Annotated in this window: 20 protein-coding genes; 8 read left to right on the forward strand and 12 right to left on the reverse strand. The window is 47.5% G+C overall.

What is annotated here, in order from left to right; all coding sequences use genetic code 11:
* Positions 1 to 29: 29 nt before the first annotated feature.
* Positions 30 to 326, reverse strand: coding sequence for a hypothetical protein (locus ACJJIQ_RS17945; RefSeq protein ID WP_413663518.1), 297 nt, complete (start codon positions 324 to 326; stop codon positions 30 to 32).
* A 352-nt stretch (positions 327 to 678) separates the two neighbouring features.
* Between ACJJIQ_RS17945 and ACJJIQ_RS17950 the strand changes: the two genes are divergently transcribed.
* On the forward strand, positions 679 to 1,272 hold the full coding sequence (locus tag ACJJIQ_RS17950; RefSeq protein ID WP_445362622.1) for a TetR/AcrR family transcriptional regulator: 594 nt from the start codon (positions 679 to 681) through the stop codon (positions 1,270 to 1,272).
* A 69-nt stretch (positions 1,273 to 1,341) separates the two neighbouring features.
* On the opposite strand, the gene ACJJIQ_RS17955 is transcribed toward ACJJIQ_RS17950, so the two are convergent.
* From ACJJIQ_RS17955 to ACJJIQ_RS17965, 3 genes are read right to left on the reverse strand one after another with little or no spacing between them, the layout of a single operon-like run.
* Positions 1,342 to 2,526 (reverse strand): hypothetical protein, encoded by a 1,185-nt coding sequence (locus ACJJIQ_RS17955; protein WP_445362623.1) that lies wholly within the window; start codon positions 2,524 to 2,526, stop codon positions 1,342 to 1,344.
* Positions 2,527 to 2,537: 11 nt separating this feature from the next.
* Complete coding sequence (locus ACJJIQ_RS17960; RefSeq protein WP_445362624.1) at positions 2,538 to 3,353, reverse strand: outer membrane lipoprotein-sorting protein; 816 nt, start codon at positions 3,351 to 3,353, stop codon at positions 2,538 to 2,540.
* The gene (locus tag ACJJIQ_RS17965; RefSeq protein ID WP_445362625.1) at positions 3,334 to 5,691 is read right to left on the reverse strand and encodes an efflux RND transporter permease subunit; all 2,358 of its coding nucleotides are present in this window, start codon (positions 5,689 to 5,691) and stop codon (positions 3,334 to 3,336) included. Before ACJJIQ_RS17965 ends, ACJJIQ_RS17960 begins: the two co-directional genes overlap by 20 nt.
* An 853-nt stretch (positions 5,692 to 6,544) precedes the next feature.
* Between ACJJIQ_RS17965 and ACJJIQ_RS17970 the strand changes: the two genes are divergently transcribed.
* On the forward strand, positions 6,545 to 7,846 hold the full coding sequence (locus tag ACJJIQ_RS17970) for an amidohydrolase (RefSeq protein ID WP_445362626.1): 1,302 nt from the start codon (positions 6,545 to 6,547) through the stop codon (positions 7,844 to 7,846).
* Between the two features lie 125 nt (positions 7,847 to 7,971).
* Here the strand turns inward: ACJJIQ_RS17970 and ACJJIQ_RS17975 are convergent, their stop codons facing one another.
* Positions 7,972 to 9,447 (reverse strand): DEAD/DEAH box helicase, encoded by a 1,476-nt coding sequence (locus ACJJIQ_RS17975; RefSeq protein WP_444919254.1) that lies wholly within the window; start codon positions 9,445 to 9,447, stop codon positions 7,972 to 7,974.
* A gap of 462 nt (positions 9,448 to 9,909) precedes the next feature.
* Between ACJJIQ_RS17975 and ACJJIQ_RS17980 the strand changes: the two genes are divergently transcribed.
* A complete protein-coding gene (locus tag ACJJIQ_RS17980; protein WP_445355544.1) occupies positions 9,910 to 10,512 on the forward strand; it encodes a GNAT family N-acetyltransferase in 603 nt (200 codons plus the stop codon).
* Positions 10,513 to 10,723: 211 nt separating this feature from the next.
* On the opposite strand, the gene ACJJIQ_RS17985 is transcribed toward ACJJIQ_RS17980, so the two are convergent.
* The 3 genes from ACJJIQ_RS17985 to ACJJIQ_RS17995 all read right to left on the reverse strand — a co-directional run bounded on the left by ACJJIQ_RS17985 (position 10,724) and on the right by ACJJIQ_RS17995 (position 13,207).
* Positions 10,724 to 10,948 carry a DUF7661 family protein gene (locus tag ACJJIQ_RS17985; protein WP_445362627.1) on the reverse strand — a complete coding sequence of 75 codons (225 nt, stop codon included), beginning with the start codon at positions 10,946 to 10,948 and terminating at the stop codon, positions 10,724 to 10,726.
* Positions 10,949 to 10,969: 21 nt separating this feature from the next.
* Complete coding sequence (locus tag ACJJIQ_RS17990; RefSeq protein ID WP_445362153.1) at positions 10,970 to 11,911, reverse strand: IS1595 family transposase; 942 nt, start codon at positions 11,909 to 11,911, stop codon at positions 10,970 to 10,972.
* Between the two features lie 252 nt (positions 11,912 to 12,163).
* The gene (locus tag ACJJIQ_RS17995) at positions 12,164 to 13,207 is read right to left on the reverse strand and encodes a hypothetical protein (protein WP_445362628.1); all 1,044 of its coding nucleotides are present in this window, start codon (positions 13,205 to 13,207) and stop codon (positions 12,164 to 12,166) included.
* A 326-nt stretch (positions 13,208 to 13,533) separates the two neighbouring features.
* Between ACJJIQ_RS17995 and ACJJIQ_RS18000 the strand changes: the two genes are divergently transcribed.
* Together ACJJIQ_RS18000 and mmsB are read left to right on the forward strand one after the other, a co-directional pair.
* Positions 13,534 to 15,045: a CoA-acylating methylmalonate-semialdehyde dehydrogenase gene (locus ACJJIQ_RS18000; protein WP_445355541.1), complete on the forward strand. Its 1,512-nt coding sequence runs from the start codon at positions 13,534 to 13,536 to the stop codon at positions 15,043 to 15,045.
* Positions 15,046 to 15,063: 18 nt separating this feature from the next.
* Positions 15,064 to 15,957, forward strand: a complete 894-nt coding sequence (gene mmsB / locus ACJJIQ_RS18005; protein ID WP_445355540.1) for a 3-hydroxyisobutyrate dehydrogenase — start codon at positions 15,064 to 15,066, stop codon at positions 15,955 to 15,957.
* A 611-nt stretch (positions 15,958 to 16,568) separates the two neighbouring features.
* Here the strand turns inward: mmsB and ACJJIQ_RS18010 are convergent.
* On the reverse strand, positions 16,569 to 17,291 hold the full coding sequence (locus tag ACJJIQ_RS18010; RefSeq protein ID WP_445355539.1) for an SDR family oxidoreductase: 723 nt from the start codon (positions 17,289 to 17,291) through the stop codon (positions 16,569 to 16,571).
* 117 nt (positions 17,292 to 17,408) lie between these two features.
* Between ACJJIQ_RS18010 and ACJJIQ_RS18015 the strand changes: the two genes are divergently transcribed.
* Positions 17,409 to 18,323, forward strand: coding sequence for a LysR family transcriptional regulator (locus tag ACJJIQ_RS18015; protein ID WP_413663530.1), 915 nt, complete (start codon positions 17,409 to 17,411; stop codon positions 18,321 to 18,323).
* A gap of 57 nt (positions 18,324 to 18,380) precedes the next feature.
* Here the strand turns inward: ACJJIQ_RS18015 and ACJJIQ_RS18020 are convergent, their stop codons facing one another.
* The gene (locus ACJJIQ_RS18020; RefSeq protein WP_108734714.1) at positions 18,381 to 18,776 is read right to left on the reverse strand and encodes a hypothetical protein; all 396 of its coding nucleotides are present in this window, start codon (positions 18,774 to 18,776) and stop codon (positions 18,381 to 18,383) included.
* Positions 18,777 to 18,969: 193 nt separating this feature from the next.
* Between ACJJIQ_RS18020 and ACJJIQ_RS18025 the strand changes: the two genes are divergently transcribed.
* Complete coding sequence (locus tag ACJJIQ_RS18025; RefSeq protein ID WP_445362629.1) at positions 18,970 to 20,028, forward strand: bifunctional nicotinamide-nucleotide adenylyltransferase/Nudix hydroxylase; 1,059 nt, start codon at positions 18,970 to 18,972, stop codon at positions 20,026 to 20,028.
* A gap of 204 nt (positions 20,029 to 20,232) precedes the next feature.
* A complete protein-coding gene (locus ACJJIQ_RS18030) occupies positions 20,233 to 21,648 on the forward strand; it encodes a nicotinate phosphoribosyltransferase (RefSeq protein WP_444918373.1) in 1,416 nt (471 codons plus the stop codon).
* A gap of 142 nt (positions 21,649 to 21,790) precedes the next feature.
* Here ACJJIQ_RS18030 and ACJJIQ_RS18035 read toward each other — a convergent pair whose 3' ends face one another.
* Both ACJJIQ_RS18035 and ACJJIQ_RS18040 read right to left on the reverse strand, forming a co-directional pair.
* Positions 21,791 to 22,504, reverse strand: a complete 714-nt coding sequence (locus ACJJIQ_RS18035) for an NUDIX hydrolase (protein ID WP_444918374.1) — start codon at positions 22,502 to 22,504, stop codon at positions 21,791 to 21,793.
* A gap of 60 nt (positions 22,505 to 22,564) precedes the next feature.
* Positions 22,565 to 22,921 carry a winged helix-turn-helix transcriptional regulator gene (locus tag ACJJIQ_RS18040; protein ID WP_444918375.1) on the reverse strand — a complete coding sequence of 119 codons (357 nt, stop codon included), beginning with the start codon at positions 22,919 to 22,921 and terminating at the stop codon, positions 22,565 to 22,567.
* Positions 22,922 to 23,007 lie beyond the last annotated feature (86 nt).

Genomic DNA, 23,007 nt, shown 5'->3' on the forward strand with positions numbered 1-23,007 from the left:
TCCGGAACCATCATTTAGAGAGTCGGTAACTATAAGGCGGATTCTTCAGGCGCAGGGGAAGTCATGACACCATTTTCATCAGCCTTTTTTTCTGCCAGCTCATCAACTCGCCTCACCCCAAAAGTCACCGTTGGTGGAATGCCCATCCCCAGATCGATGTCCGCAACACGATAATTGCATCCCCTGGCTTTGAGAATGGCATTCACCTTCTCCTGTTTCTCAACCGCTTTGATAACGGTATTGGCTATTACTTCATCACTGCTAAAAGCGGTTACGGACTCATTGACCCTTTCACCGAGTTCCTTGGCTTTATCAAAAATACCCATAATTTCCTATTCCTTCTCTATTCATTCGCAACCGAAATCATAGGTTAAATATCTATTTTTAGGAACCGCAAGCAGGTAGCCCTGACTCCACCTCGGGGCAACAACAATCAAAGGTTAAGACGAGCTGGTCACTTACAGCAGAGGCTTTGAGTAACCAGTTAAAAGGGGCCCATTAGTCAGCACCAGGCCTTTGTACAAAATAAGCTGACCACCTATTCATTAACCGGCAAATCCGCTGGATTATTCATGCCAAAACCTATTTACCCCTATAATTTCGAGACTCTCCCCCTCTCGTCTTGCCCACCCCAGATTGATGTGTCACTATCATTTTTTTGAGGTTTGGTAACGATAAATGAGTGGGCGCAAGCAGTTCGATGAGTCACAAGTACTAGACAAGGCCATGCGCGTTTTCTGGGAAAAAGGCTACAAAGCAACTTCCTTGTCGGATCTTGAATCGGCCATGGGACTGAATAAATCCAGTATCTACAACACCTTCCAAAGCAAGGAAGGGTTGTATGGCCGCTGTCTGGAACATTTCCACACCCAATACGCCTGCGATGCTATGGATACCTTGAATCACCCGGACTTCCGCACAGCCATGGGCGGCTTCCTGGAAATGCTTCAGTCAGGTATGGAGAGCTCTGAAACTCCAGAAGGCTGTATCGCTACTATGGCAGCTATGGAGGTGGGTGCCAGTGAAGGATTTCTCTCTGACCTGGTAGCCAAGGGTACCAATGATATGCTGAACCGGATCGAAACCCGTATGCAGAAGGCTATTGACGATGGCCAATTGCAGGCCGGTGTCGATTGTGCCGCCCTCGCCGCGATGGTTATGGCGGTAAGCCGAGGCGTAGTGGCCCTGAATAAAGGCACGGGCAGTACCACAGCAGGCAAAAACAGTTACCAACAGCTATCCACAATTCTGGACCAGTATACACTTCCCTAAAAAAAGCCCACCCCAAAACTTCTTGCCTCTTTGGGGTGGGAATGGGGGTATTCCTGTGAGAATTAACTTTTAAAAATAGCGACGTAATTCCAACTGAAAATAGTCGTCGTTGCGCAAATTGTAGGTAGGGTCTTCTTCATCGGCATTACCGAAAAAACGCGCCTCTGCTTCCATTAACCAGCGGTCATTTAGTCGGTGAGTCAGTTCCAGATTGGAAAAACGACTACCGTTATCCAAATCGGTACTTACGGCAAATAAAAGCTCCGTATCCTGGGTATTATTTAGGGCGTATCGCGCACCTATCGCAATGTCATTTTGACTGGCCGTAGACCAAGGTCCGGTACGATCATCAAATTGATACTCCATTAATACCCCAAGATCTGAGACCGTTTCGACAATACCATAAAATGTATATTCGAAACCGCCGACAGCTGCTGTCTGTCGATCTTCACCGCGAGGTTTAAATGAAATAGCTTCAAACTTCCACAACCAATCTCCACGGGTAGTTTGGATGTCCACATCCGTCTGATCGATCTGTGCATAGTAAGGCGCAAGCAAGCCATCTTCCGTAAGCAATAATAATGGATCCCGATTAGTGCCGGAAAAATGGCTGAGGCCCAGGTCCCAATCTCCAAGCACATGGCTGTAACGCAAGGCCCAATCTATGTGCTTCTCCTCCCGGCCAGATTGATAGACCGCAGCATCCTCATCCACCGGCAGCGGAGCACGCAATCGCCCTTCCCGGCCAGCAAACTGGCGCTCGCGAAAGCCCAGTAAACCGTACACCTCCAGTGTTCCCCAATCACGCTCCATCAGGAGGTTAATCATGGGTTGGCCAAGCTTGTCTTCACCATCGATATTTTCCAGCGCATCATCCTGGTTAATCACATCCACCAAATGCACGGTTTCAGTAACTCCCCAAAATACTTTGCGCACCCCGGCGTAAAGCTCGAAACTATCGTAAGCTTTCCACCAGTAAAGCTCGCCGAGATCCGCGTGATTGCGATCGCTATCCTCACTGTCCCAGCGTCCAAAGACACTGGCCACAACACGCTGGTTTCCATCGTCAAAATCCCGGTAGTACTCGAGATTTAAAGACGCAGAAAGACCGGCATCACTTTGTGCTGAATCCAAAGGGTCTGCGGTGAATGCGCGAGCCTCCAGGCCCGCATAACCGCTCAACTCATTTGCTCCAGCCATATGACTCAACGCCGCCAATAGTGGCAACAAAGTGAGTATTTTTCGGTTAACCATGGGCGCAATCCCTATTTCGCCCTGGAGAGACTATTTTTGGTGAAGTCGCGATCGGTAAAACCATTGCCAAATACCCAGTCACCGTACAACAACTCTGTGGATTTACCAGTCTGGTGATTAACCATTTCCATTTTATTGGCTCGCCAGTATTGATCGCCGTACTGGTTGTAGTCGGAAATCGTGAGGGTCTTCATCAGGTCCCCTTTTCGGTCATAATAGTCGGTTCTCCATGCGCGGTACTCCTCTGTATCAACCCAAAGGTGTTGAATGGAATAACCGGATTTAGGATCAACCGGGTCCAACTCCAGAACAAAGTGATCGCGGCCATCGAAAGACTCGTTGCGCAGATATTTGTAGGTGTATTTCTCCACCTCCTGTGAGGCGATATCTTCATAGGAGAATTCACTACCCATAAATGGTCCAGACTTGTTACTGGAGGAAATACGCTTTACTCGCTTTAAAGCAGGCAAATAGAGCCACTGGTCATCGGAGCCCACTTTATGAGTAAAGGACAAAAATGCTGTGCCCTTTACATCCCGAGGGTTGTCAAAAATCACCAGGGATTTATCTCCGTCATTTTCCTGCTCCAGAGTTTTGGTGCGCATAGCCCGCACACTCTCCTCACCATATTTATTGCGCAGGGTCATTGTTAGGCTGTTGCTGAGATCGCCGAATCCGAAGTCGCGGCGGTCCGCCTCCTTGGCAATTTCCAGACCTTTTTCTGCGGCCAGATCCAGTTCACTGGCAGAAACAGATAAAGCTGCCAGAGCCAGGGCACCTGCTAGGGCCCGTGTCAAAAGCTGTTTTTTAAAGCGGCTGGGTTGCATAGTTTTGCTCCTTATTTTCAATAGGGGTAATAGCAGGGTCGTATGCCTTGGCATCGAGCTTCATCAAGAGAATCGGAAGAAGTAGGAAATCCGCCAGCAAGGCCATCAAAATGCAAATTGCGGTCAGAAGTGCCATGGAGGAATTCATACCGAAGGAGGACTGGGCCAACACCATAAATCCGGCAATTAGAATAATTGAGGTCACAACTATCGCTACACCCACTGAAGAGAAGGCGTAACGCAGTCCGTCCTCCACGTTGTAGCCTGCACGGCGCTGGCGCAGGTATTTACTGAGGAAGTGCACTGTGTCATCTACCACAATACCCAGTGCCATACCGGTCACCATAGTGACAGCCACATTGACTTCAGCTACCAGTGCACCCCAGAGACCAAATGCCAGGCCGGCCGGCAACAAGTTGGGAATTAAGCTTAAGAAGCCGAGTTTGACACTGCGCAGGGCAATACCAATCAGTGCAGAAATTAATACCAGCGCAACCAGAGTGCCCACCAACATGCCCTCCATATTGCGCTCGGCAATATTGGCAAACATGATCGCCGGACCTACACCATAGGCAGTTACACCAATGTTTTTCTCCAGCCAATTACTGCCGGCATCAGCTACCGCTTTGAGTTCTTTCGACTTGAGATTATCGAGAGTTACAATAATCTGCGTCGACGACTTAGCCACATTCAGCTGATTATTTAAATCCAAGCCATAGGGGAGAGACAGCTCGTACAGTAATAAATACTGGGCTGCCAATTCCTGGTCTTCAGGCAACCTGTAGTAGGCCGGATCGTCAGCATGCAGATTTTTGTTCAAGCGCTTGAAAGTATCGCCAATGGTATTGACATGGCGCACCCCGGGCTGGGCCTGCATCCACTCAGTGAAACGCTCCAGATTGGCAAGAAATTCCGGATTGCTAACACCATTGTTGTCACCGGATTCGATCGAGTAAATCAGCTGGTAAATACCAGATAGGTTGTCATTGATATAATCTGAATCGGTTCGGAACTCCACAGATTCATCAAAGTAACCAACAAAGTCATCATTAATCTCATTGTTTGGAATCATTGCCAGTAATCCCAACGAGACAATGACTCCCGCGAGTAATATCGGGCGCTGACGGCGAATCACAAAATCTCCCAGAGTATCCATGGAGCGTCCAATTTTGGATTCACTGGCGCGACTCTTGGCTGGCAGTATCGCCATCAATGCAGGCAGTAAGGTAACCGATAAGAAGAAAGCCACCATCACACCCATAGCGGTAATATTACCCAGATCGTGGAAGGGAGGCGCATCGGAAAAGTTCATCGACAAAAAGCCAATGGCGGTAGTGATCGAAGTTAAGAACACAGGCCCCATGTTGAGCTGCAAGCTCTCTTTAATTGCATCCTGCTTGCTGAGTCCACGGCGCATTGCAGCAAACAGACTCACCAATATATGTATCGAATCCGCCACTGCGAGAGTCATAATAATGGTGGGCGCAGAAGCGGATGGCGGTGTCAATTTAACACCTATAAAACCGGCCAAACCCATTCCTGCGGCCATGGAGAAGACGATAACCAACAGCGCTGCAAAAGTCGCACTGAAGCTCCGCACCAACAAAAATACAACTGCAATAATCACAAGGTACATGAGCGGAACTAAGGTGCTCATATCTGACTGAGAGGCTTCAAAAAATGCATTACTCAGTAAAATAATACCGGTCGCATAAACCTCTACATCGTATTTTGCCTCAATCTCTTCCATCAATGCCTGTGCAGCTTCAGCCGCTTCCGGGGTTTCATGCATGGATTTTTGTGGAAGCTGGAAGGTGATATTTATCCCTGTAACGGAACCATCACTATTTACCAGGCGCTCCTTCAAGGTGGGATCTGCCAGCGCTACAGCCTTGATATAGGCCAGGTTTTCGGCATCTAAATTGCTGGCATTTTCCACCAAGTCCTGTACCAGGAGGTCATCTTCTTCGGCAATGGTGTGCTGGAAGTTAGTAATTGAATCCACCCGCAGCGCATAGGGTAACAACCAGGATTTCTCCGTCATCTCCTCTACGGCTGCCAGGGCATCATTGGAAAAGGCATTGCCATCTTTTGGCACTACCGCAAATAGAATATTGTCATTCTTAGTGTAAGTGCGCTGGATTTGCTCATAAGCTTGTAGTTGAGGATTAGCTTCACTAAAGAATGCCCGGTAATCATTGTTGAAACCCAGGAATCTTGCTCCGCTTACCGCAAAGAAGGCTAACAGTAGTGCGCCAATGGCTACCAGCCATCGATATCGAATAAGCCAATCCGCATAACGGCTGACCCAATTCGAAGGTAATTGGGGGGATGACATTAAATCAGCTCCTTCAAACAACTTGATGAAAAAATAATTAATCAACAACCTAAGTAAATGGGTATTTACTTACGGCCACAGAATCCCGTAGTAGCCAATATAAGATCAGTCACAAAATTTGATAAAAAGGCACACTAATGCCATCAGCCAAACCGTAAATATGGCCGAGACATCAATAAAAAGTTATCGCTTTTGGCGTTATAAGAACCACTTCTTTGTAATTAATGGTAGCCAACTATCAGGAAAAGCTTACCTTTCTCCAACACAGGGGCGACCACAAGAGAGCCGTAGAGTTAAGAGAATACCTAATTTAAAATATCGTAAATCTAACAATAAATATAATAATTATTAATATATGCCTGATACATACAGATATATTAGTAACCTGCCTATTATTATCACTATAAATTAACTCGTTAATTATCCTTTAAGAAATAATTAGGGGGCTCGACAAGTTAAACATCTCTAATTGTTTCCAACCATTACTTTAATCACGTATTTAGGCCCAAAGTGATTGGTCAGCAATACCAATAGCCTTGGACACCGTAGCTACTTCTGGGCACTCTATTGTGCCCACTAAAACAGCAGTACAACAGCTTGCCCAACCTATGACCAACCAGTATCACTTTCTGTATCACCCAGTCTCGTGAAAACCTTGAGAACCTCCTGCAGCCATCATTGTTCTGTGGTTATAGCTCTTTCCACAATCTATACAGAACATCTTGAACCGTTCGGTTCATCATGTCAACAGCGGAAATTCAAAATATATAAAGGCAAGACAGCTCGAGGGAGTCGGTTACGCAAAATCTGGGGTAGAATCGGGCGACGATAATGAGAATGAAGGAATTGTGCTGTGAAAAAACTGCTCCTGCCCATCGCAATCGGTGCATCGCTGCTAGCTACCCATGCTTCTGCAAGCGACCCTAAGCCTCAGCAATTGCTGGAAAATACTGAATCCAAAGTGATCGAGTGGCGCCGCCACCTGCACCAGAACCCAGAACTGGGCAATCGCGAATTTGAAACAGCCAAATATATTGAAAAACACTTACGTGCACTGGGCCTTGAAGTGGAAACCGGTATCGCCCATACCGGCCTTGTGGGCTTTTTGAGAGGCGGAAAACCGGGACCAACTGTTGCCTTGCGCGCGGACATGGACGCTCTGCCAGTCACCGAGAGAACCGATGTGCCCTTCGCTTCCAAAGCGAGAACCACTTACCAAGGTAAAGATGTTGGCGTTATGCATGCCTGTGGCCACGATACCCATGTGGCCATGCTGATGGGCACTGCCGAGGTCCTGGCAGGCCTTCGCGATGAGCTGGCTGGAAACGTCTTGTTTATATTCCAGCCCGCAGAAGAAGGCGCACCGGACAATGAAGAAGGTGGCGCGGAGTTGATGCTCAAAGAAGGGATCTTCAAGAAGTACAAACCGGACGTGGCCTTTGGCCAGCATGTCACTTCCTCGCTACCCACCGGCGTCATCGGCTATCGCTCGGGCCCGCTTATGGCCGCTGCCGATGAATTCCGTATTACCATCAATGGCCGCCAAACCCATGGCTCACGCCCCTGGGGTGGAGTGGACCCTATTGTCGCCGCCGCACAAGTCGTAATGGGCACCCAAGCCATTGTCAGCCGCCAGATCGACATCACCAAAGAGCCCGCAGTCGTTTCTTTCGGACGTATTGACGGTGGTGTCCGCAACAATATCATTCCCGATAGTGTCTATCTGAATGGCACCATCCGTAATTTTGATATGGATAACCGTGCAGAAATTTTCAAACGCTTAAAAACCACTGCGGAGTTAATTGCTGAAAGCTCCGGTGCAAGCGCAGATGTGGAGATTCTGGAAGGCTATCCGGTAACGATAAATAATGCAGGGCTGACAGAAATGGCCCTGCCTATTCTGAGATCTGCTGTCGGCGACAAGAATGTTGTAGAAGTACCCAAAATCACGGGGGCAGAAGATTTCTCCTACTACGCCAATGAGGTCCCTGGCTTTTTCTACTTCCTAGGGGTAACTCCTAGGGATCAGGATGCCAGCCAAGCTCCAAGCAATCACTCACCGCTTTTCTATGTGGATGAGGACGCTTTGCGCAAGGGTACTGAAGCGCTGACCCTGTTAACTTTGGATTATATGGCGAACTATAAAAAACAGTAATTGTAAAAAGAGCCCCTTTTGGGGCTCTTTTTTAGATGCTTGTTACTCTTATAACTCGATATTAAAGATTACAACACCTTCGCAGGTGAATACCTTATTATCGGCATTAAGAGTCCAGCAAAATACTAGGCACTTTCAGAGCGCCCTCTAGTAGTAGGACGCCGTCTCGGAGCTCGTTGTGGTTTCTGTCCATCACTGCGACCAGCCTCAGCACCGCGCCCTTTACCGTTACCGCCCGCGCGCTTGGCTGGGGCCCCTTTACCCGCAGAGGCGTTACCACTGCGGCTGCTAGAATTTCCACGCCCCTCAGGCTTACCGCGCCCATTGCCGCGGTTGCCCCGACGTTCCTCGCTATTGCCGCGCGCTTCACGCCGCCCTTCACTCTTCTGAGAGTTACCCGCTGGGCGCTTACTGGAGCCGGGCTTTTGCAACCCACCCCGCTTTGGATTACCGGATGCGGGCACCTGGTGGTCCGGCTCAAACTCTTCAATCTCCTCACGCGGAATTGGCTTGCCGATCAAGCGCTCAATATCGCGAAGCTGCTTAATCTCATCAGCGCTAACAAGGGATACCGCTTGCCCCTGAGCACCCGCACGCCCTGTGCGGCCAATACGGTGGACATAGTCCTCAGGCACATTGGGCAAATCAAAATTTACTACCTGGGGCAGCTGGTCAATGTCGATGCCTCGGGCTGCGATATCAGTCGCCACAAGAATCTGTACTTTGCCGGCTTTAAAGTCCGCCAGGGCACGAGTTCGTGCATTTTGACTTTTATTACCATGAATGGCTGCTGCCAGGATGCCGTCACCTTCGAGCTGTTTTACCAGCCTGTTGGCACCATGTTTAGTTCGACTAAAGACCAAAGCTTGGTGCCAGTTATTATCCCTAATCAAATGACTAAGCAGTTTCGTTTTTCGAGCCTTATCCACAGGATGGAGCTTCTGTCGCACCGTTTTAGTAGTGGAGTTGCGTGGACTGACATCAATTTCCAGCGGATCTTTTACCAAGCCTTTCGCCAGCTGACGAATATCTGGTGAAAAAGTTGCGGAGAATAGAAGGTTCTGACGCTTAGCCGGTAAAATCCTCAATACTCGTTTGATATCGTGGATGAAGCCCATATCCAGCATGCGGTCTGCTTCATCAAGTACCAGGGCTTCTAAGCGATCGAAGCGAATTGCCCCTTGATTGTGCAGGTCCAGCAAGCGCCCAGGGGTAGCTACCAAAATATCCGCTCCGCCTCGCAGACGAGAAATCTGGGGGTTGATCTTCACACCACCAAACACCACCGCATGGCGCATAGGCAGGTACTGGCTATACCCCTGCACATTATCGAAAACCTGAGCCGCCAATTCACGGGTTGGAGTGAGCACCAGTGCGCGTACTTGCCCTTTTCTAGCGCGCTCACCCTGGCTAAGACGGTGCAACAACGGCAAAGTGAAGCCCGCCGTCTTACCGGTACCAGTTTGGGCTGCGGCCATAATGTCGCTGCCCTTCATTACCGCTGGAATAGCTTGTGCCTGGATTGGCGTAGGCGCAGTGTATCCCTGCTCAGCAACGGCACGGGCAATCTCCTGGGCAAGGCCCAGATCTTCAAACAACATAAAAAAACCTCGAACTGCGCCGCAGGCGCAATCAAACACACTCACTCCCCCTGAGGGAATGAAGAGAGAAATCGGAGTCGACATCGGGAGCCTGTATTTGCTCCCAGCGTGTACAGCCGTCTAATCGCCAGTCCTCGTAACCGGCGCGCGGCATTCAGTAGAAATTTCCTGGAAGAATTTTTGAAAAGTTCCGGAGGGGCTACCGGCGGATCACCGGCCTACAAATGACGCAGCTGAGTAAAATCAGCGGCGGTACTATACCACACAAAGGCTGACTGTATAGTTTCACCCAGCCAAACTCCTTTCCTTTATAGATTTATACAGAGCAGTTGTTGGGGAGGTCGTCTTCAGGACCGTAACATAGTTTCACGTTCGCAGCGCGAGCGTCTATCTTTGAGGTACCCCATCCCGTTGCGAACTTGTAAAACAAAGCTGCTCAAAGCAGCCAGGATAGGAACCGTTATGTCACCCAACAACAGTGTGAATACTGAACACCAAGTTGAGCTGATCACCCTCGGCAATGGACGCAAAGTCTCAATACGCCCCATCTGTCGCAGTGATGGCCAGCTTGAGAAAGAACTAATTGAACAGTTGTCTCCAGAAACTCGCCGCGATCGCTTTATTGGCGGAAGCTGTAAAGCCAGCCAAAAGCTATTGGAGTTACTCACAGATAACGACCACCATGTACATGAAGCTTTTATTGCACTCTGCAGTAGCGACAGAGCACAGAGAGCCGTTGCTATAGCACACTACGCACTTGACGTTGACGGACGCGCTTGTGAGTGTGCCGTTGTGGTGAGCGATGACTGGCAGGGGTTAGGTTTGGGACGCTTAATGTTAAAGCGACTCATCAACTGCGCTCAGGATCAGGGGCTTGAACGAATCTATTCGATTGAGTCAGCACAAAATAGACGAGTGGACAGTTTCGCAAAATCCATGGGCTTTACCTGTAAAGCCGATGCCAAAGACTATACCCTGCTCACCTATACACTAGAATTGAAAATTAATCTTGAGACTAATGGCTTTAGTCACAAAGAGGAAGTTTCCCGAATAAATTTGGAGTAAGTGAGTAATTTAAGAATTTAAGTCCATATTTATATTTATTTATCTATATGAAGCAGGTGCCCTTGGTACTTGCTTCACCTATTTTCTACTTAACTGTACATCGTTTTCCTAATACAGCCTTGGCGACCTCAAATTTCTTACAGTTATTGGTCTTTTATAATACGACCTCAAGAAAAGTTGGATCACCACCGTCCGCCAAATTTCCATATACTTATTTTGTATTTATACGCTCCACAGCAGGGTACCGCTCACTTGCCCATTCATGGCAGATATCTGCCAAGTATTGGGCTAAATCTTTCTCACTAATTTCTGAAGGTATTAATATCCCGGCACTGCGACGCTTACCTTCATTGCCCTGATAGAATGTGGCCCAGCTATTCGACTGCCTTTCGATCAAGACTTCCCTAACAAAAACATTGAATTTAAGCTTTTTCATAAAGAACTACCTAATTACCACTTATGCTAAGCCAATTTTTAGCAACCTTTCTGGCATCGGTGGTGTCCGAAGAGAGACGTAAATCAATCTTGGAATGAGTGCCGACAAATCAAACCTCCGATTAAAGCGATATTGAAATTCTGCCAAATAGCGCTGTGCATATTTCGGCCTAATAGCATGGTAAGTGCTACGTAGCGCACTCTTTAAATTACCAAGTACTGTATTTACCCAATAGAACTCAGGCTCTTCAACAGAAGCTCGGCCACCACCACAAACAATTTTGTCATGTACACAACCGGCCTCCTTAATGGCATTGAAGCATGGAAGACCATCTGAGATGACTGTGCTGCCACTGCAAAGGTACTTTTTACTCCAGGTTGAAATTTCACTGCTTTTGAAGCCCTTGATAATTGAGAGCTTAATACGGGTTGGGCGTCCCTCCTTGGTTGTTTCAACGGCCGCCACAAAGGGAGTTTTACCCTTGGCTCCGCGCCCGGGCTTGCATCCAGTACGCTCACCACCGAGATAGGCATCATCTAGTTCAATAAAACCGGACAGTTTGTATCGTTGGTCTCGCTCCATCATCACTTGCATGAGTTTCTGCTTCATACGCCATGCTGCGTTGTAAGAGATACCTAGATGTCGAGATAGCTCCATAGAGGAAATGCCCTTCTTATCCTGAGTAATCAGGAAAATACCGAGAAACCAGGTGGTGAGGGGGAGCTTCGTGGAGTCAAAAATTGTACGAGAGGTAATCGATGTCTGACGCCGACAATGGTTACATTGCTTAAGCTTGCGATAAGCGAGGTCGCAATGCTTGTCATGCCCGCAGTGAGGACAACTAAAGCCATTGGGCCAACGCCACTGCGACAGTGCATCGAAGCACTGTTCCTCGCTGCCGTACATTTTGAGGAATTGGGTCAAACTAATACCCTTCTGAAACTGTACCTTGTTGCGAGCCATGGCGTATTCCCTTGCAGATCAACGAGATAGCTGTATTTATATACAGTTACGCATAACTTAGCAAGAGTGGTAATTAGGAAGAACTATGTACAACTAAAATGCCTCAAGGCTTTGCAATTGCTCACACAAATTTCACAAACCTATTTTCTTTGCATGGATACAATATACTCTCCATCAGATACAATAAAGTATTTGCAGGAGTTAATTTAACTCCTGCAAACCCAATAATCTCTTCTTTTATATCACTCTTCTTTAGTCAAAAAAATCATCACACGCCAATGGCCCACTAAATTCGAGCAAGGCCTGAGGCATTTGAACTTGCTCCTTCAGCTGTCCAAATTGATACAGATAGAAGTTGACATCTGCCTGCATGGATTTCATATAACTCTGCTCACCACCAAAAATAATTACAGAGGGAAACTCCAGTGGATAAAAGCTGGCAATGTCTGCTTTTGCTTCGACAACTAACTTGTATGAAATTTTGTTAAGTTCAACTTGTAGATAACCTGAACAAGCATCTGCTTCCCGCTTAACAGAGAAACCATTAAAAGCCGGTAAAAAAATCAGGTCATACTCTTCAGAAACATATCGCCCCGCCCACATTTCAATCTCTGAGTCACCCAGTTTAGCTCCGGTAATCATATAGTAGAGGTCATCTGTTAGCCCCATTGAATAGATCATACCGGCACTGGGTTCTTTGTCATACCAGCCCTTATCCAATTGCGCATAGCCAGCACCGGCTAGAGACATAGAACCATCAAAATAACTGTAATTGACTGGGGTACCGACCGTATATAGGAACCACTTTCCTCCTACCCCAGGTATCTCAGGAATAAATCCAAAAGGGGTTTGACCGGGGTTTAACCCATGCCAGTAATGGTGGTGTTCACCAGCCCACTCCATATTGAACAGGAAATCTGGGTGTAAGACCTGTACACCCTGCTCATCGGCCACAACTACTCCCGGTACTTCATAGTAGAACTCATCAATACCTTCAGGGTGCTTCAAGATCAATTCATCAAAAAAGAGATCATACTTCGTGGTAGCTCCGGTCTCTGAAGAAAAAGCTAAATGGATATAGGCTTTAGGCTTGGCAACTGCAAAGTCAGGTGCAATATAGGTTTGTAAGCTAACTTTGAAATATCCCACATCGGGAATTGCAATGTTATAGAACCATTGCTCAGCCCAGGTTTCATCAGAGCTAGGCTCATGTGCACTTAAGTCACTTAGAGTGGTAGCACCAACAAATATGGGAGATATCATTAATCCGATTACAGTCAGTATTCTTTTTATCATAAAATACATTGAATAATCCTCTTTTACTCTTCAGTAGTTACATTACGACAACAACGTTTAAGCTGAGCATTAATCCAAAGCCGAATTGCCAGCCACAAGATACTAGCCGTACAGTGCAAGATTATTTTTTCATTTCTTATGGGTATTAATTATTTGCGATCTATTCTACAAAGATAATCAAATACATTTATTTTAATTTTTTGGTCAATCAACCTTCTACTCAATAAAAGTGGATAGTCATAAAAGCAGCGTGATATTCCTCTTTAATCGCGAATAAACACCTAAACTGTTGGATAAAATTCCCTCCTCTCGGCGCTTTAATTAACATGAATAAGAATATTCCTTCCAAGTTACCAATATTGATTGGTGGTGAGTGGATTCAGTCCAAAAGTACTGAGTGGCTGGATGTAACCAACCCCGCTACCGGCGATGTTCTTACACAGGCGCCATTGTCTACCAAGATTGAGCTGGAGAATGCAGTAATTTCCGCCAAAGAAACATTTGATCAATGGCGAAATACGCCGGTTACCGCAAGAGCACGGATTATGTTGAGGTACCAGGCGCTTCTGAAAGAAAATCAGGAACTGCTGGCTGAAATCCTCAGTGAGGAAACAGGTAAAACTTTTGAGGATGCCAAAGGGGACGTCTGGCGCGGTATTGAGGTTGTTGAGCATGCAGCCAATATCGCTTCACTAATGATGGGTGAAACCGTAGAGAATGTTGCCAACACCATCGACTGTTACTCCTATCTACAACCTATTGGAGTTTGTGCGGGGATCACACCATTTAATTTCCCCGCAATGATTCCACTGTGGATGTTTCCAATTGCGATTGCCTGTGGGAATACTTTTATTCTGAAACCTTCTGAACAGGACCCTGTCACGCCTTGCAAACTGGCCGAATTATTTGCTGAAGCGGGGGCTCCAGCAGGTGTTTTACAGGTAGTACATGGCGGCAGGGAGCAGGTGGATTTTCTTCTAACACATCCCGACATTCAGGCCATTTCATTCGTTGGTTCAGTCCCCGTGGGGCGGCATATTTACCAGACGGGTACCCAGCACCTAAAACGTGTTCAAGCTTTTGCCGGTGCTAAAAATCATATGGTCGTAATGCCCGATGCCAATAAGGCTGCGGCTATTAATAATATTGTTGGATCATCCATCGGAGCTGCCGGGCAACGCTGCATGGCGATTTCCGTCGCTGTACTTGTTGGAGAGACACAACAATGGGTAGACGACATTAAAGACGCTATGTCAGCTATCAAGCCCGGTCATTGGAAGGATACGCAAGCGGGCTTCGGTCCACTAATATCACCCGCTGCCCGTGAGAGGGTGCTTGGGTATATCGCCCAGGGCAAAAAGGAAGGCGCCCGCTGTGTGTTAGATGGCTCTGAAATTACTGTCGAAGGGTTTCCCAATGGGAACTGGGTTGGTCCCACCCTATTTGCCGATGTTACCTCGGACATGTCGATCTATACCGACGAGATTTTTGGTCCCGTACTTTGCCTGGTAAATGCCGACTCCCTGGAAGACGCAATCCAATTAATCAATAACTGCCCCTATGGCAATGGCACCTCAATATTTACGGCTAGTGGCGCTGCCGCACGTAAGTTCCAACACGAAATATTAGTGGGACAAGTCGGTATTAACATGCCTATTCCAGTGCCGTTACCTTTCTTTAGCTTTACCGGCTGGCGAGCGTCATTTTATGGTGACCAACACGCTTATGGAAAACAAGCTGTACGGTTTTATACCGAAACCAAAACTGTTACGGCACGCTGGTTTGACAGTGATATAGAGCATGCAGAGCACACCAACTTAACCATACAGCTCAAATAATGTTAACCGGAGAGCAGCATGACTAAAACAGTCGCATTTTTAGGGTTGGGCCATATGGGACTGCCTATGGCCACCAACCTGGTCAAGGCGGGCTTTGAAGTTAAAGGATTTGATCCGGTCACTGAAATACTGGATACCGCTGTAGAAAGCGGTATCAAAAAGTGTTCCTCTCCCCAAGAGTCCGTTGAGGAAGCAGATTTTGTGGTAAGCATGCTGCCTAATAGCGCAGCGGTTGAGTGCCTGTATATTGATACCGATAAACTGCTCGACAGTATTTCTCGCGACTGTTTGATTATCGACTGCTCCACTATTTCTTCCAACAGTTCTAAGCGCCTTATTCGTGAAGCCAGAATCAAAGGCCTGCAAGCCATTGAAGCCCCTGTTTCCGGGGGAGTAGCGGGTGCTAGCAAAGGAACTTTGAGTTTTATGTGTGGGGGAGAGGCCGGTGATGTCGACAGGGCCCGGGAAGTTCTAGAGCCAATGGGTAGCAATATTTTCTATGCCGGAGCAGCGGGAGCTGGCCAAACAGCAAAGATTTGTAACAATATGCTGCTGGCTATTCATATGATTGGTACCGCTGAAGCCCTGCAAATGGGAATAGATAATGGACTCGACCCCAATGTGCTCTCCGACATTATGTTAAAAAGTTCAGGAGCCAACTGGTCCCTACAAAATTACAATCCCTATCCCGGAGTAATGCCCGAAGTTCCAGCGAGTAAAAACTATAGCGGTGGTTTTATGGTAAGACTTATGTGTAAGGACCTGGGGTTAGCTCAGGAAGCCGCCACTCAGAGTAAGAGCTATACGCCTCTCGGCTCAATGGCGCGCAATCTCTATGGAATTCTCAATTTGCGCGGAGGTAGTGATTTGGACTTCTCATCTATTCAAAAGCTATTTCAAGAAGTGGATTAGCTGCGTAGCAGGCTGGGTATCCACAACCCCAGCCGCAACTCCACTTCTCTCCAGCGCCAGTTACTAGCTATGGTTGCATGACTTTACCGAGAATTCGGATTTCACGCACTTGATCCCACTCTATAGCAAAGTAGAACTTTTGTTTGCGTCCAGCATTACTGGGAATCGTCAGTTCTTCAGGGTTTCCTTTACCCCTAAACAAGTTGGTTGCATAGCCACCCTGATTAATAAGGAATACTACGATAACATCAGCTTCCAGAGTATTGATGAGAGCAGCACCAATTGTACTCTACCCTGATTTACGCCCATCATGGACGCCTTCTCTGTCACCATCCATAATGGTTTTTTGCCAAACTTGACGATACTAGACATCACTGATTCTGCCGCTTTCCCTACGCTACACTCCTACTTATCAGTATTTTTTCGTGCAAACACAGAGGAACATAAAATAAGACGGGCAAATAAAATCGTTATTCGCGCTGGTATCTCCATATCTTTTACAATTCATTCCAACCTAAGCCAGATCCGATTAGCTGGATTAGGTTGGAAATATTAGCAAAAGAAATATTACTTGGAAAAACGATTAGTACTTGGGCGGTACAAAATCAGAATTACTGTCCCTGCCCTGTTGCTGCAATTTGAACCTCGCGAATATTTACATGCTGGGGCTGGGAGTACATGAACATTGCTGTGCGAGCAATATCCTCTGCATTAATTGCACCACCAATAGATTCTTTCCATTGTTGATAGGCCTCAATAATTTCTGCTGAGGTAGTGTGGCTTAGCAGCTCTGTTTCCACCGCGCCGGGGCATATGGTCATTACACGTACCCCGGTAGGCGCCACTTCCTCGCGCACGGTTTCACCAATAGCAGAGACAGCATATTTGGTACCACAGTACGCAGCATGATTGATAAATGTTTTTACTCCAGCAATAGAACTGATATTGATAATGGTCCCGGAATGGCGAGTTTTCATATCTTCCAAAACTGCCTGCATACCGTTAAGCAAGGCCAATACATTCACATCGAACATTTGCCGCCACTCATCGGGGTTCTGGGTTTCAATATTGCCCAGTAACATTTTGCCGGCATTGTTAATCAGACAGTCAACCGGACCGAACTGAGTCTCAGCCTCACGAATTGCCCCACGCAAGGCTGCCATATCAGTCACATCCACTTTCCTGCAAAGAGTATTTGGCAGATTTAAAGCTTCCAGTTTGTCCACACGCCTTGCCAACAATAATAAAGGATGCCCGCCAGCAGACATATGTTGGGCAATGGCAGCACCAATACCTGAACTGGCTCCTGTAATAACAACGAGTGGTTTGGACATGGGCTCTCTCTCCTTCAATGAGTTATCCCGGCGGATAGTTTTGTTTAAGTAGACCCAGTATAGGAATTCCGACTAATATGATTAGCCCAACCAATCGGAAAACATTGTTTGGTTTTTATGAACAATATCTCATGGCGCGCTATTCGTGCATTTATTCAGGTGGCCGATGCCGGAAGCTTCACCGCTGCAGCGCGGGACAGCGGCTTTTCCAAGGCCAATTTGAGCCAACTGGTCACAGAGCTGGAAACAACCCTGGATATACAGCTTCTCTACCGCACGACAAGACAACTGCGTCTTACCGAGATTGGTGAGGGTTACTATTTGCGTTGCAAGCAAGCGATGCAGCAGTTGGATTCAGCCGCCGAGTGGGCCAGTGAATCAAAGGGAGGACTGGAGGGAAACATCCGCATCAACGCTGTTGGTGGCGTTATCGGAGAGAGCTTAATTGCTCCGCTGGTGATCAAGTTTCAGCAGGCCAATCCAGGAGTTAGAGTTCATCTAGACTTTTCCAGCACCCGAGTAGATTTGATTCAAGACCAGTACGATTTGGTTATTCGTATGGGCAGCTTGCCGGACTCCTCTCTAATCGTGCGTAAACTTCACACTATCAAAACCCGATACGTAGCCAGCCCAAAGTTCCTTCAAGAATATGGGCCTATAGAAAAACCTGCTGACTTAGCATCTGTACCGCTAATTTCCGGCAGTGTGGATCAATGGCTGCTGACACGAGGTAAGAACCAACAGGTTGTGCAAGTTGAAAACAGCACTAAATTGATTAGCGGAAGGGTAATGCACCGCGCTGCAATTGAGGGACTTGGAATTACCCGGCTGGCAGATATCTATGTCCAGGCAGATATTGCCAGTGGACGCCTGGTTGAAATTCTGCCCGGCTGGTCTGAGTCTACCGAGCTCTCGATGGTATGCCCGCCCCTACGCCACCAATTATTACGGGTGCGCAATTTGATGCAGTGGCTCAAGGAGGGTTTTGCAGATATTTATTTACAGGCTTTAGCCGTTAGCCCTATTGAATAAAGTACCTCAAATAAACGCGAACAATTTGTCTCTGTGACTAGCTTTTCCTAATTACCGTCAAAGTTCACCTTCTGATTTTTTAATTGCCTGTAATTCCACCGGTGACAAAGCCTTGTAACCACGCAAATAGGGCCAGCCATACCCCCAGCGAAATGGGGTGGGTAAAAAAGGCGTACCGCCAACCCGAACTCCAAGTAACATCATTAGTGCAACTTCTTCTTCCCCGGTTCCAGCTACACAGACTTCCAGATCTTTATCCGCCTGCTCGCGTTCATCGTATGTGCCCCCTTTCCAGTAGGCATAATCATGGGCAATACAGCAGTCGAGCCACAACTCCTGTTGATCAAAAGTTCCATCGGGAAATGCGCTACAACCATCAGTAGTAAATGGTTCTATTTCCTGCGCAAAGGCTTCCAAACTCAATAAGGAAATGAACAATAACCAGCGGCACATCAGTTCTACTCACACACTCGAAAAAAGTAAATCGGCTCGAACACTGGAATATAACCCCACCTCTTCGATAAATCGCTAAAAATTGAATTTGAGCCCACTTGCCATTAGTGTCTATTAGACACATAATATTTCAAGACCTATTATTCAAGCCCTGGAGAGACCGGGGTTTATTCACAGCAAGGAGCTTGCTGCTATGGCCCAGCACTACGATTTTGCCGTTTTCATCGGTCGATTCCAGCCATTTCATTCCGGACATCTAAAAGTAGTCCAGTGCGGATTAGCTCAGGCCCAGCACCTGATTATCCTGATTGGCTCCGCCAACCAGCCCCGCAACCCTCGCAACCCCTGGACTCATCGCGAGCGGGAACAATTTATCAGGAAAAGCTTAAGCCAGAGTGACAACAAGCGCCTGACCTGCCTACCTTTAATGGATGTGCCCTATAACGATGAGCTGTGGGTACGCAATGTACAAAACTCCGTTAACGGCATAGTGACCGCTCATCACACCATTCCCCACAAGCCACCTCAAATTGCATTAATCGGGCACCAGAAAGACCAGAGCGGTTTTTACCTCAACCTCTTCCCCCAGTGGGGATCCCTTGGGGTGGAGAATCACAACGAAATCAGTGCAACCCCCTTTAGGGAGGCACTATTTACCGACAGCGCCGATAGCTTGTTGAATTCACTCAACCAAGAAAAGCAATTGCCAGAGGGCACTATTGGCGCTTTAAGAGAGTTTGTGGAGACCAATCCAGCCTACGGCGAAATGCGCGAAGAAATGGCATTTATCCATCGCTACAGATCCTCCTGGGCCACCGCTCCCTATCCGCCAACTCACGTTACTGTCGATGCTGTAGTGGTCCAATCTGGCCATATCCTGCTGATAGAGCGACGAGCTTTTCCCGGGCGGGGTTTATGGGCGCTGCCCGGTGGTTTTGTCGACCCCGGTGAGCGACTGATCGATGCCTGCCTGCGAGAATTGCGAGAGGAAACACGCCTTAAAGTCCCGACACCAGTGTTGAAAGGATCTATACGCCGGCAGGATGTATTCGATGAACCCTATCGCTCGGCCCGTGGAAGGACTATCACACACGCCTATTACATAGAACTGGCTCCCAGCCAACAGCTACCCAAGGTAAAGGGCGGTGACGACGCTCGCTATGCCCGCTGGGTTCCCCTCGCTGATCTGGACCCTCAGCAGCTATTTGAAGACCACTATTACATCATTCAATCCCTGATTGGCGGCGCCTAAAGCAGGTAGGAGGTGGCCAATTGCCACCTCTTGCACATTCAACAACTCGCATTACCCCACCAATACCCAGAAAAAACACGCCGACACTTGACAACTTAGTATCTAAAAGACACTATTAGCTCTATTAGTGTCCTTTAGACAATAATTGACAAGGCCCGCACTGGAGAGACCGGTGCTAACAACTACTCACGGAGGATTTCCGCGATGAACCAGTACAACCCAATCCTGAATGTCGACAGCTATAAAACCAGCCACTACCTTCAGTACCCAGAGGGAACCCAGTATGTCAGCAGCTATATCGAGAGCCGGGGTGGCCAGTTCAAAGAGGCTGTTTTCTTTGGCCTACAGGCATTTATCAAGCAGTACCTGACTACGCCGATCAACGCAGAGCACATCGAAGAGGCAGAGGAGCTCTGTCTGGCCCATGGCCTGCCATTTAATCGCGAGGGATGGGAATACATTCTCCAGGAGCATCAGGGTTACCTGCCCATTGAGATTCAAGCAGTTCCCGAGGGCAGCGTTATCCCGACTAGGAATGTCTTAGCCCAAGTAGTCAATACAGACCCTCAGTGCTTCTGGCTAACCAGCTATATCGAAACCGCCCTGCTGCGCGCAATTTGGTACCCCACCACAGTTGCCACCCAAAGCCGGGAAGCCAAAAAGGTCATTCAACGATATTTACTGGAAACTGCTGAGGGTCTCGACTCACTGCCCTTTAAGCTACATGACTTTGGCGCACGCGGTGCTAGCAGCGAAGAGACAGCTGCGATTGGGGGCTTGGCCCACCTGGTAAATTTCCAAGGCACAGACACCATTGCCGCCGTACTCGCCGGCCGCCGCTACTACGCAGCTCCAATGGCCGGATTTTCAATACCCGCTGCAGAGCACAGCACCATGACCAGTTGGGGACGCGAGCAGGAAGCCAAAGCCTATGAAAATATGCTGACGCAATTCAGCGGTGACAACCGTCTGGTCGCCGTAGTGAGTGACAGCTACGATCTTTGGAGTGCAATCGAGAATATCTGGGGCGGTGAATTAAAAGAGAGGGTAGAAAATAATGGCGGCACCCTGGTAATTCGCCCGGATAGCGGCGATCCCGTTGATATAGTCACTCAGACTATTGAGCGCTTGATGAGAATATTCGGAGCAACCATTAATAGTAAAGGTTTCCGAGTACTTCCTGACTTTATTCGGGTGATCCAGGGTGACGGGATTTCTCTACACACCATTGAGGGCATCCTCAGCGCAATGAAGGCCAGAAAACAGAGCGCTGAAAATATTAGCTTCGGTATGGGAGGTGAGCTTTTACAAAAAGTTAACCGAGATACCATGAGGTTCGCCATGAAAGCCAGTGCGGTTCGAGTCGATGGCCTATGGCGGGATGTTTACAAAGACCCCGCCACCGATAGCGGTAAGCGCTCCAAGAGAGGGCGCTTGGCATTAATAAATCGTACCGACGGAACGCCCTACACTATTCGTGAGCAAGATATTGGCGGCCGTAATAATCTGCTGGAAACTGTCTACCGCAATGGGAAATTACTTATAGAACAAGATCTGGAAACTATTCGGGAACGGGCAGTTATTGTTGAGGGTAGAGATATATTGGCTGTTGCCAGTTGAGATAAATTTTTAGAAAATTTTCATCATTAGCGAGCTTGAAATTCGCAAGCTCGCTTCCATCTATATTACTAGCACAACCGATTTTCGAAAATTCCCACGAGAATTAAAATCAATCGACATGAGGATTCAAAAAATCACACTATTAAAGCTCCAGATTTCGTACAAACTTATGATAAGCAGAGCTTTCGCTCAAACGATAGAGCGCTGCAGGCCGACCTTTTTCGGAACGTTTTTCACCAGTATCTACTAACAGATTGGCCTGCTCAATTCGCCTGCGAAATGATTTTTTCTGTATTGGTTTCCCAATTATTGCCTCATGTACTTGCTGCAACTCTGGCAAGGTAAAAGTTTCCGGTAATGCAAATGCAGGCACAATCGTATAGAGCGCTTTTTGAACCAAACGCTCATGGGCACGACTAATAATTTCCTGATGATCAAAAGCCAGAGATAATTGAGATATCTGAGAGTAAGGCAACCAGTCCACACTCGACACAGTATTGATTGCACTTGCACAGCATTGGTGGGCAATCAAGGCAGTATAGGCAACCGTTACCGACCACCCCCGTTTATCCCTGCTGGGCCCTCCAAAAGTATAAAGCTGCTCTAAATAGGGCGGTATAACTGATGTCTTTTCTTTTAGCTTTCGGTTAGCTGTCGCCTCCAGACTATTATCTTCGATTTCAGAGACAAATCCTCCAGGCAAAGCCCACTTCCCTTTCTCTGGGTGAGTAGAACGCTGCACCAAGAGCACCTTGAGTAGACCTTCGTGATAGGTAAATAGAACTGCATCCACAGTAACTAAAGGAGCGTCAAAGTTACGCTTCTCATAGCGAGCTATATAGTCTTCTTCATTCATAGGGAGCGACAAGTATCATTTAGACACTTAGTGTAACTCGAAGGTATTGGCGGGATAAAGTTATTTACTTTCAGGTAATTCTGAGCCATCAATTTCTTCCTGTAGCTTTTCCAAGTCGTCCAGAATTCTCAGGAATTTCTGTCCAAATGCTGTAACGTTATATTCCACCCGGGGAGGAATCTCTGCATAGCTGATCCGCTCCAGTATCCCGAACTCCATATTTCTACGTAAACATTCATTCAGGACCTTGGTGGTCAAACCCTCAACGCTGCGAACCATTTCCCCCGGTCGATTTACCCCTCTAGCCAGAAGCTGATAGACAGTAAGGGACCATTTACAACCATAGATAGTCTCAACCATTCTGGCACTTCTCTTGGGCGGGCGCTTTCGCGTGAGCATATTTTTCTCTGATTTCATCAATACTTACCAAAAAGTAACTAGTACACCATTTTGTGCTTGCTTTTCAACCTGTCCGGTTCTTTTCTAAACTTCACTCACGTAAT

The sequence above is a fragment of the Microbulbifer maximicatervae (SeqCode) genome (genome assembly GCF_052468295.1).

Excerpts from the sequence above, each read along its gene's own strand:
- ACJJIQ_RS18035 (WP_444918374.1), bottom strand. The coding sequence starts at position 22,504 with ATGAATGAAGAAGACTATATAGCTCGCTATGAGAAGCGTAACTTTGAC.
- ACJJIQ_RS17945 (WP_413663518.1), bottom strand. The coding sequence starts at position 326 with ATGGGTATTTTTGATAAAGCCAAGGAACTCGGTGAAAGGGTCAATGAG.
- ACJJIQ_RS17980 (WP_445355544.1), top strand. The coding sequence starts at position 9,910 with ATGTCACCCAACAACAGTGTGAATACTGAACACCAAGTTGAGCTGATC.
- ACJJIQ_RS18030 (WP_444918373.1), top strand. The coding sequence starts at position 20,233 with ATGAACCAGTACAACCCAATCCTGAATGTCGACAGCTATAAAACCAGC.
- ACJJIQ_RS18015 (WP_413663530.1), top strand. The coding sequence starts at position 17,409 with ATGAACAATATCTCATGGCGCGCTATTCGTGCATTTATTCAGGTGGCC.
- ACJJIQ_RS17990 (WP_445362153.1), bottom strand. The coding sequence starts at position 11,911 with ATGGCTCGCAACAAGGTACAGTTTCAGAAGGGTATTAGTTTGACCCAA.
- ACJJIQ_RS18025 (WP_445362629.1), top strand. The coding sequence starts at position 18,970 with ATGGCCCAGCACTACGATTTTGCCGTTTTCATCGGTCGATTCCAGCCA.
- ACJJIQ_RS17960 (WP_445362624.1), bottom strand. The coding sequence starts at position 3,353 with ATGCAACCCAGCCGCTTTAAAAAACAGCTTTTGACACGGGCCCTAGCA.
- ACJJIQ_RS18020 (WP_108734714.1), bottom strand. The coding sequence starts at position 18,776 with ATGTGCCGCTGGTTATTGTTCATTTCCTTATTGAGTTTGGAAGCCTTT.
- ACJJIQ_RS18000 (WP_445355541.1), top strand. The coding sequence starts at position 13,534 with ATGAATAAGAATATTCCTTCCAAGTTACCAATATTGATTGGTGGTGAG.
- ACJJIQ_RS17985 (WP_445362627.1), bottom strand. The coding sequence starts at position 10,948 with ATGAAAAAGCTTAAATTCAATGTTTTTGTTAGGGAAGTCTTGATCGAA.
- ACJJIQ_RS17975 (WP_444919254.1), bottom strand. The coding sequence starts at position 9,447 with ATGTTGTTTGAAGATCTGGGCCTTGCCCAGGAGATTGCCCGTGCCGTT.
- ACJJIQ_RS17965 (WP_445362625.1), bottom strand. The coding sequence starts at position 5,691 with ATGTCATCCCCCCAATTACCTTCGAATTGGGTCAGCCGTTATGCGGAT.
- ACJJIQ_RS18010 (WP_445355539.1), bottom strand. The coding sequence starts at position 17,291 with ATGTCCAAACCACTCGTTGTTATTACAGGAGCCAGTTCAGGTATTGGT.
- mmsB (WP_445355540.1), top strand. The coding sequence starts at position 15,064 with ATGACTAAAACAGTCGCATTTTTAGGGTTGGGCCATATGGGACTGCCT.
- ACJJIQ_RS18040 (WP_444918375.1), bottom strand. The coding sequence starts at position 22,921 with ATGAAATCAGAGAAAAATATGCTCACGCGAAAGCGCCCGCCCAAGAGA.
- ACJJIQ_RS17950 (WP_445362622.1), top strand. The coding sequence starts at position 679 with ATGAGTGGGCGCAAGCAGTTCGATGAGTCACAAGTACTAGACAAGGCC.
- ACJJIQ_RS17955 (WP_445362623.1), bottom strand. The coding sequence starts at position 2,526 with ATGGTTAACCGAAAAATACTCACTTTGTTGCCACTATTGGCGGCGTTG.
- ACJJIQ_RS17995 (WP_445362628.1), bottom strand. The coding sequence starts at position 13,207 with ATGATAAAAAGAATACTGACTGTAATCGGATTAATGATATCTCCCATA.